At 74.4% G+C, this 12,495-nt stretch carries 15 protein-coding genes; 4 read left to right on the forward strand and 11 right to left on the reverse strand.

The annotated features are described in order from the left end of the window. Window positions 1–6: 6 nt before the first annotated feature. The 5 genes from amaP to NX794_RS18545 are packed head-to-tail and all read right to left on the reverse strand — an operon-like array spanning window position 7 to window position 2,289. The gene (gene amaP / locus NX794_RS18525) at window positions 7–588 is read right to left on the reverse strand and encodes an alkaline shock response membrane anchor protein AmaP (RefSeq protein WP_258779676.1); all 582 of its coding nucleotides are present in this window, start codon (window positions 586–588) and stop codon (window positions 7–9) included. A gap of 4 nt (window positions 589–592) precedes the next feature. Then, the gene (locus tag NX794_RS18530; protein WP_258779677.1) at window positions 593–1,225 is read right to left on the reverse strand and encodes a DUF6286 domain-containing protein; all 633 of its coding nucleotides are present in this window, start codon (window positions 1,223–1,225) and stop codon (window positions 593–595) included. After that, window positions 1,222–1,581, reverse strand: a complete 360-nt coding sequence (locus tag NX794_RS18535) for an Asp23/Gls24 family envelope stress response protein (RefSeq protein ID WP_258779678.1) — start codon at window positions 1,579–1,581, stop codon at window positions 1,222–1,224. The genes NX794_RS18530 and NX794_RS18535 overlap by 4 nt, the downstream gene beginning before the upstream one ends. Beyond that, entirely contained in the window at window positions 1,578–1,772 is a 195-nt protein-coding gene (locus NX794_RS18540; protein ID WP_258779679.1) for a hypothetical protein, read from the reverse strand. The genes NX794_RS18535 and NX794_RS18540 overlap by 4 nt, the downstream gene beginning before the upstream one ends. A gap of 46 nt (window positions 1,773–1,818) precedes the next feature. Beyond that, window positions 1,819–2,289 (reverse strand): Asp23/Gls24 family envelope stress response protein, encoded by a 471-nt coding sequence (locus tag NX794_RS18545; RefSeq protein WP_258779680.1) that lies wholly within the window; start codon window positions 2,287–2,289, stop codon window positions 1,819–1,821. A gap of 86 nt (window positions 2,290–2,375) precedes the next feature. On the opposite strand from NX794_RS18545, the gene NX794_RS18550 reads away from it, so the two are divergent. After that, window positions 2,376–3,104 (forward strand): nucleopolyhedrovirus P10 family protein, encoded by a 729-nt coding sequence (locus NX794_RS18550; RefSeq protein ID WP_258779681.1) that lies wholly within the window; start codon window positions 2,376–2,378, stop codon window positions 3,102–3,104. Window positions 3,105–3,119: 15 nt separating this feature from the next. On the opposite strand, the gene NX794_RS18555 is transcribed toward NX794_RS18550, so the two are convergent. The 3 genes from NX794_RS18555 to NX794_RS18565 form a co-directional block, all read right to left on the reverse strand. Further along, window positions 3,120–3,923 carry an enoyl-CoA hydratase/isomerase family protein gene (locus NX794_RS18555; RefSeq protein ID WP_258779682.1) on the reverse strand — a complete coding sequence of 268 codons (804 nt, stop codon included), beginning with the start codon at window positions 3,921–3,923 and terminating at the stop codon, window positions 3,120–3,122. A gap of 117 nt (window positions 3,924–4,040) precedes the next feature. Beyond that, window positions 4,041–4,262: a helix-turn-helix domain-containing protein gene (locus NX794_RS18560; RefSeq protein WP_010355597.1), complete on the reverse strand. Its 222-nt coding sequence runs from the start codon at window positions 4,260–4,262 to the stop codon at window positions 4,041–4,043. Between the two features lie 358 nt (window positions 4,263–4,620). Continuing rightward, window positions 4,621–6,219, reverse strand: a complete 1,599-nt coding sequence (locus NX794_RS18565) for an ABC-F family ATP-binding cassette domain-containing protein (RefSeq protein WP_258779683.1) — start codon at window positions 6,217–6,219, stop codon at window positions 4,621–4,623. A 289-nt stretch (window positions 6,220–6,508) separates the two neighbouring features. On the opposite strand from NX794_RS18565, the gene ypfJ reads away from it, so the two are divergent. Together ypfJ and NX794_RS18575 are read left to right on the forward strand one after the other, a co-directional pair. Further along, window positions 6,509–7,396 (forward strand): KPN_02809 family neutral zinc metallopeptidase, encoded by an 888-nt coding sequence (ypfJ, locus tag NX794_RS18570; RefSeq protein ID WP_258779684.1) that lies wholly within the window; start codon window positions 6,509–6,511, stop codon window positions 7,394–7,396. Window positions 7,397–7,434: 38 nt separating this feature from the next. Beyond that, on the forward strand, window positions 7,435–7,848 hold the full coding sequence (locus NX794_RS18575) for a VOC family protein (RefSeq protein ID WP_258779685.1): 414 nt from the start codon (window positions 7,435–7,437) through the stop codon (window positions 7,846–7,848). A gap of 16 nt (window positions 7,849–7,864) precedes the next feature. Here NX794_RS18575 and NX794_RS18580 read toward each other — a convergent pair whose 3' ends face one another. The 3 genes from NX794_RS18580 to NX794_RS18590 form a co-directional block, all read right to left on the reverse strand. Beyond that, the gene (locus NX794_RS18580; RefSeq protein ID WP_258779686.1) at window positions 7,865–9,277 is read right to left on the reverse strand and encodes a hypothetical protein; all 1,413 of its coding nucleotides are present in this window, start codon (window positions 9,275–9,277) and stop codon (window positions 7,865–7,867) included. A 159-nt stretch (window positions 9,278–9,436) separates the two neighbouring features. After that, window positions 9,437–10,564, reverse strand: a complete 1,128-nt coding sequence (locus NX794_RS18585; RefSeq protein ID WP_258779817.1) for an alpha/beta hydrolase — start codon at window positions 10,562–10,564, stop codon at window positions 9,437–9,439. Between the two features lie 133 nt (window positions 10,565–10,697). After that, on the reverse strand, window positions 10,698–11,390 hold the full coding sequence (locus tag NX794_RS18590) for a class II aldolase/adducin family protein (protein ID WP_428985926.1): 693 nt from the start codon (window positions 11,388–11,390) through the stop codon (window positions 10,698–10,700). Between the two features lie 217 nt (window positions 11,391–11,607). Between NX794_RS18590 and NX794_RS18595 the strand changes: the two genes are divergently transcribed. Then, complete coding sequence (locus NX794_RS18595) at window positions 11,608–12,387, forward strand: lysozyme (RefSeq protein WP_258779687.1); 780 nt, start codon at window positions 11,608–11,610, stop codon at window positions 12,385–12,387. Window positions 12,388–12,495: the final 108 nt, after the last annotated feature.

The following is a 12,495-nucleotide window of genomic DNA, read 5'->3' on the forward strand; positions in this document are numbered from 1 at the left end:
CGGCTGTCAGGTGACCCGCTCCGCGCGGTGCCTGACCTCGCCCAGACGGACCTCCGCCGGGACGGCCGCGAGACCGGCCGAGTCACGGGCGCGGGTCAGGGGGCCGGACGCGAAGTCGGTCAGGGCCGTGGACGGGTCGATGTCCGGCTCCAGTTGGAGCCAGGCGCGCGCCGTGGGTGCCGTACGGCGGCCCCGCAGGACGACCCGGGAGCGGGCCACGCCCCGCTGCTGGGCGGTGTCCTCGGCCAAGGCCGATTCCAGGGCCCGGCCGCGCAGGCCGGCCGCCTCGCCGTCGCGGGTGTCGACCAGGATCTCGGCCAGCCGGTGCCGGCGCAGGACCGCGACCAGCCACCACAGGGCGAGCAGGAACACGACGGCCAGGAAGGCGATGACCGCCGGCCACCACCAGTCGGCGCCCCGCCGGCGGGTGCGCTCGGCCCTGGTCAGCAGCACGTCGTGCGGGCCGGTGTGCAGCCACCAGGAGGGCGGCGGCGCGCCCAGGCCGACGGCCAGCACGGCGCCGCCGAGGGCGAGCAGGATCAGGCCCACCAAGGCGAGCAGGACGCGGTTGAGGCCTCCGCTGCGCATCTCCTCATCCCTTCCGTCCGGGCCGGGCGACCCGCAGCGCCAGGGCGGGCGGCCGGCTCAGGCCGAGGCCCCGGAGCGCGTCGGTCAGCGTGGTGTCGAGGTCGGCCCGCACCTCGTCCAGGTCGCGGAAGTGGGCGACGGCGCGGACGTCGGCCTTCCTGCGGCGCATCCGCACCCGGGCCGCGCGCACGCCGGACACGTCCATGGCGCGGTCGCGCAGCAGCAGGGCCGCCGCGTCACGGCGCAGGGCCGCGCGGACGTCGTGGTGCGGGCGGAGCATCGGCAGCAGGGCGCGCAGGCCGGGCGTGAGCGCGAGCACGATCAGCCACAGGCCGAGGGCGGCGACGACGCCCGCGCCGGCCAGCACCCACGGGTCGTCCAGGTGCCGCACGGCCAACTGGTGGGCCAGCGCCCGGCGCCAGTACATGGCGGGGCGTCCGGCGCGGACCGCGGCGATGTCGTAGAGCAGCAGGCCGGTGCCGGCGAGCACCAGTACGGCGACGATCGCGGCCGGGACCCGGCGCGGCGACCAGAAGCGGCGGCTGCGCTCCGGGGGCGGGGCGGCCGTGGCCCCGGGGTCCTTGTCGAGGACCGGTGGGGTGGCGTGCGGCCCGCTCATCTCCTGCGGCTGGCTCATCCCGTCCTCTTCCCCACGTGCAGGTGCTCGACCTGGACGGCGACCTCGGGGACCGCCATGGCCGTCAGGGTCCGGACCCGCTCGGTGACCCGGTCGCGGACGGCGGCGCAGCTCGCCCCGATGTCGCAGGGGTAGCCGAGGTCGAGGTGGATCCGGACGCGGGCGGTGTCGTGGCGGACGGCGACGGTCGCGTGCGGGGCGGCGGCCTCGGGCGGCGGTGGCGCAGCCTCGCGCGCGGCCTGCGCGGCGATCTTCGCCACGACCCGGTCGGCGATCCGGGTCGCGCCGCGCTCGCCGGGCGGCACCCGGGGCGGGTGGGCGCGGGGCGTGGAGGTTCCGGTGCTCGCCTGGGTCACAGCCGGCGGTCCCGCCGCTCGTCACGGGAGCGGAAGAACGCGCCCGGATCCAGATCCCCCTCGGCGAACCGGCCGACGACGAAACCGACCGCCCCCAGCGCCGCCACCAGCAGGAAGGCGCCGAAACCACCGAAGTAGCCGGCGAAACCCAGCGCAAGTCCGGCGATCATGCCGGCCACGGCCATGCTCATGCAGCACTCCTCAGATCGTACGGGCGGGCGGACCTCGGGCCGGGGCTCACTGGAGCCTGGGCTCCGGCTCCTCGTCCTCCTCGTCGGGCAGCTTGACGTCGCTGACCGCGATGTTGACCTCGACCACTTCCAGTCCGGTCATGCGTTCCACGGAGGCGACCACGTTCTCCCGCACCGCGCGGGCGACATCGCTGATCGAGACGCCGTAGTCCACGACGATCTCCAGGTCGAGCGCGGTCTGCACCTCGCCGACCTCGGCCTTCACACCCCGGGTGACGGACTTGCCGCCGCCGGGGACGCGGTCGCGTACGGCGCCGAAGGTGCGGGAGAGACCGCTGCCCATGGCGTGGACACCGACGACATCCCGGGCGGCGAGCCCGGCGATCTTCTCCACGACGCCGTCGGCGATGGTGGTCCGGCCCCGGCTTCCCGGGTCGCCGCCGCCGCGCCGGGTGGTCCTGCGGGTCGACACCCCCGACTCGGGGCCGCCTTCTGGGGTCGTCGTCATGTCGGTCATCGCCGTACGTCCCTTCGGTCGTCGTCCTTGGACCACCGTATGCGCGGTTGCGCGACCGCGCGCCAGGGATACGGCAGGGTGGAGGAATGACGGCGGATCAATGGGCACAGGCGGTACGGGAACAGGTCCGGATGGGGCGGCTGCTGCCGCTGGGCGGCCCGCGCGACGGCGCGTGGATCGCGGAGGCCGCCGCGGCGGCCGTATTGGCGCGTGCGGTGGCGGCCGGGGTGCCGCAGGTGCGGCTGGGCGCGCTGCGGATCGGCCTGGCCGACCCGGAGGCGGCGCCGGAGCCGGCCGTACCGAGACCGCCGGGCGCTCTGCCCCCCGGTGCGCTGCGGGTGACGGCGGACTTCGCGGCGACGGCCGCCGAACCGCTGCCGGCGGTCGCCGCCCTGCTGCGGGGCGCGCTGGCCACGGCCGCGACGGGACGGCTCGGGCTGACGGTGTCGGAGGTGGACCTGCGGGTGACGGATCTGCTGGACGCCGGTACGACGGACACCCCGGCGGAGCGCGCGTCGCGGCCCACGCCGGCCCGGGCGCCCTCGGACCCGGACGAGGCGCGGGTGGCCGCCGCCGTGCTGGCCGTTCCCGGGGTCACCTCGCTGACCGGCTCGGCGGGCGGTCTCCTCGGCGGGGCGGTCCACCTGGAGCAGCTCACGACGGAGGCCGCTCTCCCGCACCGGCACGTCCGTGTGGAGCTGGCGGCGAGCGCCGATCACCGCACCCTCGACGTCACCCACGCCGTCCGCACCGCCGTCCACACGGTCCTGGAGGACCGCCCGACGGTGGCGGTGGTGGTGACGGCGGTGGGCTGAACGGGTGAATTCGGGTCAGTCGGCGATGCCCGCCAGGTCGCGCAGGCGGCGGGCCTGGGCGGCGCGTTCGGCCGCGCGCTGGTCCTCGTAGGTGCGGTCGGCGGCGCCGCGCAGCAGGGCCTTGGTCTCCACGACCGCGTCGCGCGGGGCCACGAGCAGGGCCGTCGCCAGGTCCTGGGCGGCGGCGTCCAGGTCGGCGGTGGGGACGGCGAGGTTGGCCAGGCCGGTGCTGACCGCCTCCTCGGCGCCCACGAAACGACCGGTCGCGCAGATTTCGAGCGCGCGGGCGTACCCGACGAGACCGACCAGCGGGTGCGTGCCGGTCAGGTCGGGGACGAGGCCCAGGCTGGTCTCGCGCATGGCGAACTGCACGTCGTCGGCGACGACCCGCAGATCGCAGCCGAGGGCGAGCTGGAACCCGGCCCCGATGGCATGTCCTTGGACGGCGGCGATGGACACGATGTCGTTGCGCCGCCACCAGGTGAACGCCTCCTGGAATTCGGCGATGGTCGCGTCGAGCCCGGCGTCGTCACGGCGCGCGAGATCGACGAAGGACGGCTCGCCCGGAATCCCCTCCGGGGTGAACATCTGTCGGTCCAGCCCGGCGGAGAAGGACTTGCCCTCGCCGCGCAGCACCACGACCCGCACGGAGCCCGTCAGCAGCCGCCCGGCCTCGGTGAGCGCCCGCCACAGGGCGGGGCTCTGCGCGTTGCGCTTGGCCGGGTTGGTCAGCGTCACCGTGGCGAGCGCGTCGTCGACGGTGAGCCGAACGCCGTCCTTGTCGAGTGCAGGAGCGAGGTCCTGGTCGGGCGTAGCCATGGGGCGCCTCCGATGAGTGCGGTCAGCAGAGCAGAGCTAAGTGACTGCACAGTAACCACCCGGTCGAGCGAGGTGCCGACCGGGTGGCCACCATCGAAAGCGAGGGGCCGCCCGGCGTCAGGACGTCGCGGCCTTCTTGCCCCGGGTCGCTCCGCCACGCCCACGCAGCGTGACGCCCGACTCGCTGAGCATCCGGTGTACGAAGCCATACGAGCGGCCGGTCTCTTCGGCCAGCGCCCGGATGCTCGCACCGGAGTCGTACTTCTTCTTCAGGTCTGCCGCGAGCTTGTCGCGCGCGGCGCCGGTCACCCGGCTGCCCTTCTTCAGAGTCTCGGCCACCCGTGCCTCCTCATGGGAAGTGCGCTCTGGTCTCCTCATGATCACCCCTCCGGGGCGCGATGGCCACCCATTCGGCAAGGTCCGTGAGACATCGTTGTGACGACAGGAGCCCGTCCCCACAAGCGGAACGGCGGATTCCAGCCGGTCGAGCCGCCGGGGCCGAACGAGTGGACGCGTGAAGTGGCAGGTCAGAGACGCGCGACGGCCGATCCCTTGGGGAACGAGGGATCGGCCGCGAAATCCGTGGAGGACACACCGCGATACGAGGAGATCTCACACAGATGGTGGATCACCGATCGGCCGAATGATCCATACGCCGTGGATCAGGCCTCCGATCAGGGTGCCGGCCGGACCGGGGTCAGGCCAGGGCGACGAGGTCCGCGTAGTCGGCACCCCACAGGTCCTCCACGCCGTCCGGCAGCAGGATGATCCGCTCCGGCTGGAGCGCCTCCACCGCGCCCTCGTCGTGGGTGACCAGCACGACCGCGCCCTTGTAGGTGCGCAGGGCGCCGAGGATCTCCTCGCGGCTGGCCGGGTCGAGGTTGTTGGTGGGCTCGTCCAGCAGCAGCACGTTCGCCGAGGAGACCACCAGGGTGGCCAGGGCGAGCCGGGTCTTCTCGCCGCCAGAGAGGACACCGGCCGGCTTGTCGACGTCGTCGCCGGAGAACAGGAACGAGCCGAGCACCTTGCGGACCTCGACCAGGTCCATGTCCGGGGCGGCCGAGCGCATGTTCTCCAGGACGGTGCGGCCCGGGTCCAGGGTCTCGTGCTCCTGCGCGTAGTAGCCGAGCTTGAGGCCGTGGCCGGGGACCACCTGGCCGGTGTCCGGCGTCTCCACGCCCCCCAGCAGCCGCAGCAGGGTGGTCTTGCCCGCGCCGTTGAGGCCGAGGATGACGACCCGGGAGCCCTTGTCGATCGCGAGGTCGACGTCGGTGAAGATCTCCAGCGAGCCGTAGGACTTCGACAGGCCCTCGGCCGTCAGCGGGGTGCGGCCACAGGGCGCGGGCTCCGGGAAGCGCAGCTTGGCGACCTTGTCCGACATCCGGATGTCGTCGAGGCCGGAGAGCAGCTTCTCGGCGCGGCGGGCCATGTTCTGCGCGGCGACGGTCTTGGTGGCCTTGGCGCGCATCTTGTCGGCCTGCGCGTTGAGGGCCGCGGCCTTCTTCTCGGCGTTGGCGCGCTCGCGCTTGCGGCGCTTCTCGTCGGCCTCGCGCTGCTGCTGGTAGAGCTTCCAGCCCATGTTGTAGATGTCGATCGCGGAGCGGTTGGCGTCCAGGTAGAAGACCTTGTTGACGACCGTCTCGACCAGGTCGACGTCGTGGGAGATCACGATGAACCCGCCGCGGTAGGACTTCAGGTAGTCCCGCAGCCAGACGATCGAGTCCGCGTCGAGGTGGTTGGTCGGCTCGTCCAGCAGCAGGGTGTCCGCGTCGGAGAAGAGGATGCGGGCCAGCTCGATACGGCGCCGCTGGCCGCCGGAGAGGGTGTGCAGGGGCTGGCCGAGCACCCGGTCGGGCAGGTTGAGCGCGGCGGCGATGGTGGCGGCCTCGGCCTCCGCGGCGTACCCGCCCTTGGTGAGGAACTCGGTCTCCTGGCGCTCGTACTGCTTGAGGGCCTTCTCTCGGGTGCCGCCCGTGCCGTTGGCGATCCGCTGCTCGTTCTCGCGCATCTTGCGGATCAGCACGTCGAGGCCGCGGGCGGACAGGACGCGGTCGCGGGCGAGGACGTCCAGGTCGCCGGTGCGGGGGTCCTGGGGCAGATAGCCGACCTCGCCGGAGCGGGTGATGGTGCCGCCGGCCGGGATGCCCTCGCCGGCCAGGCACTTGGTGAGCGTGGTCTTGCCCGCGCCGTTGCGGCCGACGAGGCCGATGCGGTCGCCCTTGGCGACGCGGAAGGTGGCGTTCTCGATGAGGACGCGCGCACCGGCGCGCAGCTCGATACCGGAGGCGGAGATCACGGACAGACTCCAGGGCGTACAGGGATTGACGGGTGGGCGGCTGAAGGCGTTCCCGCCGTCTAATGCGCGAGGAGAATGGCCATGGGCCAAGTCTAACGGGGCGGTGCAAGCGGTTTTCCTCCGATGCGTCCGGACCCCGGTGAGCCGGGGGTGTCCGCCCGGTGACCTGGGGTACCGGGGGCGGTAGTCGCCCGTTCGGGTGTCACTCCGGAAGGGGGGCGGCGGGGCGGGTAGGGATGCGCCAGGCTCGGGACTTGGCGCGCGACGGCGCGGGCAGAGGCGGTGGCGCGTGCAGTTCGACGACGACGCGGACCTGGACACCTCCGAGGTGCGGGACGTGCGGGGCAGCCGGATCCCGGGCGGCCGGGCCACGATCGGCGGCGGGATCGCCGGGCTGGTCGCCCTGCTGCTCGGGCTCTTCTTCGGGGTGGGCCCCGACGAGCTGGGGCTGTCCTCCGGTGACCAGGCGCGGCCGACGGCCTCCTCGCTCCGGCAGGTGCAGCAGAGCTGCCGTACCGGGCGGGACGCGAACACCCGGGACGACTGCCGGATCGTGGCGGTCGTCAACAGCGTGCAGGACTACTGGACGCGGGAGCTCCAGCGGCGCGGCACCCGGTACACCGGCTCCTCCACGGTGCTGTTCAGCGGCCGGATCGGCACGGCGTGCGGGGCGGCGAGTGCGGCGGTCGGGCCGTTCTACTGCCCGGGCGACCGGAAGGTCTATCTGGACCTCGGCTTCTTCGACGAGCTGCGCGAGAAGTTCGGCGCCGCCGGCGGACCCTTCGCGCAGGCGTACGTCGTCGCGCACGAGTACGGCCACCACGTGCAGGACCTGACCGGGGTGCTCGGCAGGTCGCGGGACGGGCTGACCGGCGAGAACAGCGCCTCGGTCCGCACCGAGCTGCAGGCCGACTGCTACGCCGGTGTGTGGGCGCGGCACGCGACGAGCACGCCGGACGAGTCGACCGGGCGGCCGCTGGTCACCAGCCTGACGGCCGCCGACATCAGCGACGGCCTGGACGCGGCGGCGGCTGTGGGCGACGACCGGATCCAGGAGCGGTTCCAGGGCCGGGTGACGCCGGAGACCTGGACGCACGGGTCGGCGCGGCAGCGGCAGCAGTGGTTCCAGCAGGGTTACCGCACCGGCGACATGAGCCGGTGCGACACGTTCCGCTGAGCCGTTCGCGGGCGCGGGACACGTGAGGAGTGATCGGCATGACAGGCATGGGCGCGGTACGGCCGGGCGTCTTCCCCACGCTGCTGTACGCGGACGCGAGAGCGGCGATCCGGCAGCTCACCGAGGCCCTGGGCTTCACCGAGCTGTCGGTGTACGAGACCGAGGACGGCACGGTGCTGCACGCCGAGCTGACGCAGGGCAACGGCGCGGTGATGGTCGGTTCCCGGGGCCGCGGCGGCGTCTTCGACACGGCGATGCGCGAGGCCGGCCCGGCCGGGGTGTACGTCGTGGTGGACGACGTGGACGCCCACCACGAGCGGGCCCTGGCGCACGGCGTGGAGATCCTGGCGCCCCCGGCGGACCAGGACTACGGCGCCCGGGACTACCTGGCCCGGGACGCCGAAGGCAACATCTGGAGCTTCGGGACGTACGCGCCGGAGATCGGCGGCTGAGCGGCCCCCGCGCCGCTCAGCCCCCCGTGTGCACCTGGAACGCGGCCCGGCGCACCGCCTTGGCCAGGGCCGGGTCGGGGTGTGCGGCGGCGAGGGCGACCAGGACCTGCACGGTGCGCGGGTGCCCGACGGCGCGGACCTCGTCGAGCAGCTGGGGGACGGTGGGCTGGACCGCCGCCTCCAGGTGCCGGACCAGCATCGGCGCCTCGCCGTGGTCGGCGACGGCGGCGGCCGTGTCGACCCACAGCCAGGTGGCCTCCTCGCGGGTGAGGGCCTCGTGGGCGTCCTCCGGGTCGACGCCGTCGTGCTCGGCGAGCCACAGCAGCGCGTACGGTCTCAGCGCCGGCTCGTCCAGGACGGCCCGTACGTCGGGTTCGGCGGGCGCGCCGACGACCCGCAGCGCCTCGAAGGCCAGGCCCCGCAGCAGGGCGTCCTCACCGCGGGCGGCGCCGATCAGCTCGGTGACGGCGCTGCCGACGGGCCGGGCGGCGAGCCAGGCGCGGTACTCGGCGCGGGCGGCGTTGGGGCGCAGCTGGGCGCAGCCGCGGAGCATGTCCTCGGCGGGCCGCTCGATGTTGCCGGCGGGGCTCTGCGCGGCCACGCAGATCTGCTCCAGCTTGACCCAGACCGCCCAGCTGCCCAGCGGGGTGAGGGTGGCCTGGCCGCCGCCGTAGGTGAGGGCGCCGACCGAGGCGAGGGCGCCCAGCGCCCAGTCGAGCAGCGGCTCCAGCGGTGCGGGGTCGGCGGGCGCGGGGTCGGGCGGGGTGCCGGTGGGGCGTGCGGCGCCGGGCTCGTAGGTGAGCTCGCAGCGTTCGGTGCGCAGTTCGGTGACGCGCTGCCGGAGCAGGTCGAGGAGCTGGTCGACCGGGACGGGCCCGGCGGACAGCTGGAGGAAGGAGAGGACCTGGGGCATGGCCGAGACGACCTCGGCGACGGCGGCCGGCTCGTGTCCCCGGGGTTCGGGGTGGGCGAGCGACCAGGCGTCGAAGAGGGCGACCCAGCCGCGCAGCACGGCGCTGTCGTCGCGGTCCCAGGCGCGCAGCCGCCAGCCGGGGCGGGCGCTGTCGCCGTGCACCTCGACGAGTCCGGCGAGGCGGGCGGTGTCCCAGTCGGCGCGGATCTGGTCGGGGCTCAGGCCGAGGTCGGCGCCGGCCCGGGCGGCGGTCGCGTCGGAGAGGGTGGCCTTGCCGTCGGCGGTGGCGGCGTCCTTGCCGGGGCCGAGGGCGCCGTCGGCCCAGCGGGCGACGCGGACGGGTCCGGTCAGGCGGGTGCGTGCCGTTCTGGCCAGTTCGGCGGGGGCGGGGGTGCCCTCGGGCGGCCGGGGGGCGGGGCGCCGTGGGCGCCGCTGGTTCACAGCTGTGGGGGCGGCGGCCAGGGGTCGCGGTCGGACGAGTCGAAGCCTGGAGTCGCGCGGGATACGGGACGTCACGGGTGCAGTCTTCCGGTTGACGGTCAGAAAACCCAAACGGAATGTCACGGCGGGCGACGGGGCTGGCCAAGGCACGGGGTCCGGCCGGGGTCCCGGGGGCGTGTTCCGGCCAGCCGTACAGCCTTAAACGGAATGGCCGGCACCGCTCCCGGCCCGCGCTCACATCAGCGGGGTCAGGAAGCGGCGCAGGCGCTCCTCGTAGGCCTCGGGGTCGGCGTTCCACATCGCGGCGTGCGGGGCGTCCGGGACGGTGTGCAGGGAGACCAGGTCGGGGCGGCGCCGGGCGAGCCGGCGGGAGTACTCCCAGGGGGCGACGCGGTCGCCGGGGCCGTGGACGATCAGCGTGGGTACGGCGAGCCGGACCGGGTCGGCGATCTCGACGGCGCCGTCGGCGTGCAGTCCGGCCCGGCCCTGGGCGGCGCGCACGGCGAGCGGCAGCAGCGGGCGCGGGGTGTGCCGGGCGCTCGCGAGGGCGCGCAGCGTGGCCTCCCAGTCGAGGACCGGCGAGTCCAGGACGAGCCCGGAGACACGGTCGCGCACGGCGGAGCGCTCGGCGGTGCGCAGGGCCATGGTGGCGCCGGTGGACCAGCCGAGCAGGACGACCTTGCGGGCGCCGTGGCGGACGGCGTAGCGGATGGCGGCGTCCACGTCCCGCCACTCGGTCTCGCCGAGGTGGTTCAGGCCGTCGGGGCGGCGCGGGGCGCCGAGGTCGCCGCGGTAGGCGAGGGCGAGGACCGGCAGGTGGCGGCGGTGCAGGAAGCCCATGACGTTCATGGCGTGTTCGCGGGTGGTGCCGAGCCCGTGCACGGCGATCACCCAGGTGTCGCGGTGGCCGGGCACGAACCAGGCGGGCAGCGGGCCCAGCTCGCCGGGCACGTCGATGTCGGCGTGGTCGAGGCCGAGGGCGCTGCCGGGGTCGCCGACGTAGAGGTTGGGGGTGAGCCATGCCGGGTCGCCGGGGGCGAAGGTGCCGTGGGTGACGCGGGTCAGGCGGCGGACGACGCTGTCGGCGGTGTGGCCGGCCGTCTCCAGGACGGGGCCGACGATCGCGTGGGCGCCGTCGCCGGCGAGGCCGTAGGTGCCGGGGCGCAGCGAGGCCAGGTCGCGGGTGAGGGTGACGCGGCCGGGGCCGGTGCCGTGCACGGTGAGTTTCGGCTCGGTGGGCAGCGGGCGGCCCGGGGGTGCCTTCAGGGCGGCGTCGCTGGCGAGCCGGCCCGCGGCCACGGACGCCATGCCGGCGGCGAGGACGGCGGTGACCGCGGTGGCGGTCGCTCTCACGGGGCGCACGGCTCCAGTGTCGGGGCGGCGGGCGCCCCGGGCCAGCGGAGCGGCGGGGTGCGGCGCCGGCGTGGGCCGGCTGAGCAGGGTGCGGCGTACCGCGTCCAGGGACCGGAGCAGGGGGCTGCGGTGCGGCAAGGGGTCACCTCCGTTGGCCGTATCCCTTCAAACGTGCCCCGGCTTCGGCCAGTTGTGCCTCCGTGAGCAAGGACGGCGTCAGACCGGGCACCGAGGACGCGGTCAGCCACAGGCGGCACATCCACTCCAGCTGGGCGGTGCGGTCGTACGCCTGGTCGAGGGTGGCGCCGTAGGTGACGGTGCCGTGGTTCCGCAGCAGGCAGCCGGCGCGGCCGTCGAGGGCGCGCAGCATGTTCGCGGCCAGTTCGTCGCTGCCGTACAGGGCGTACGGCGCGACCCGGACGGTGCCGCCGAGGGCGCCGGCCATGTAGTGGACGGGCGGCAGTTCCGGCACCAGCGTGGAGACCGCGGTGGCGTGCACGGCGTGGGTGTGGACGACCGCGCGGGCCTCGGTGGTGCGGTACACGGCGAGGTGCAGGGGCAGTTCGCTGGTCGGTACCAGGGTGCCGAGCACCTGGTGTCCGGTGAGGTCGACGCCGGTGACGTCGTCCGGGGTGAGCCGGTCGTAGGGCACGCCGGAGGGGGTGACCAGGACCAGGTCACCGACGCGTGCGGAGACGTTGCCCGAGGTGCCGACCACCAGTCCGTCGGCGACGGTGCGCCGGGCCGTGGCGACCAGTGCCTCCCAGACCGCCGCCGTGTCCTGTGCCGTACCGCTCATGGCGCCCTCCGGTTGGTCGCGTCGCCGCTCGCCCATGCCGCGATCCTGCCAGCCGGGGCGGGGCCGCTGAACCGGTGGCAGGGGAAGGGCGCGACTCCGAACGAGTGGACATGAGGACGAATCGCCGCAAATGGGCGCCGAATCCCCGAGCGCCCGGCCTTGACTGATCGCTCTTGCCCACCCGGCGATCCCTCGCCCGCCACCCCCAGCCCGTCCGGCGACCCTTCCGCCCGCCACCCCGGGGAGACGACACATGGCCCGTGACCGCACCCTGCCCCGCCGCCGCGCCTGTGCCCTCGCGGCGGCCACCGCCACCCTCGCCCTCGCCGGCCCCGCGATCGCGGCACCCGGCACCCAGGAGACCGGCCCCTGGACGGCGGGGCTGGCCACGGCCACGTCGCTGCCCCGGGGGCACGACGTGTCGTCGCACCAGCGGGCGGTCAACTGGTCGACCGCCCGCGCCAGGGGCGCGCGGTTCGTCTACGTGAAGGCGACCGAGTCCACGACCTACCGCAACCCCTACTTCGCGGGCCAGTACGACGGAGCCCGCGAGGCCGGCCTGATCCGGGGCGCCTACCACTTCGCCCTGCCGAACAGAGCCTCCGGCACCAAGCAGGCGCAGTACTTCCTGCGGCACGGCGGCGGCTGGACGGCCGACGGCTGGACCCTGCCGCCCGCGCTGGACATCGAGTACAACCCGTACGACAGCAAGCACAAGTGCTACGGGCTGAGCAAGACCCGGATGGTCTCCTGGATCCGGGCCTTCAGCGACGAGGTCAGGAAGCAGACCGGCCGCCGCCCGGTGATCTACACGAACACCATCTGGTGGAAGCTCTGCACCGGCAACAGCCGCGCCTTCTCCGCCTCCCACCCGCTGTGGATCGCCCGGCACGGCACCTCGACGCCGGGGGCGCTGCCCGGTGGCTGGAAGTACTGGACGTTCTGGCAGTACGCCAACAAGGGAACCCTGCCGGGTGACCAGGATCTCTTCAACGGCTCTTCGAGCCGCCTGAAGGCACTCGCGCGCGGCTGAGACCCCAAGTGGCGCCTGACCGGGCGCGAGGAAACGGAACCACTCCCCCGTGTTGTGGTCACCCTTGCGCCCGGCCCAGTTCATCTTCCGTTCACCCAGGTTGCCTAC

It is taken from the genome of Streptomyces pyxinicus (assembly GCF_024753135.1).
Classification (GTDB): Bacteria; Actinomycetota; Actinomycetes; order Streptomycetales; family Streptomycetaceae; genus Streptomyces; species Streptomyces pyxinicus.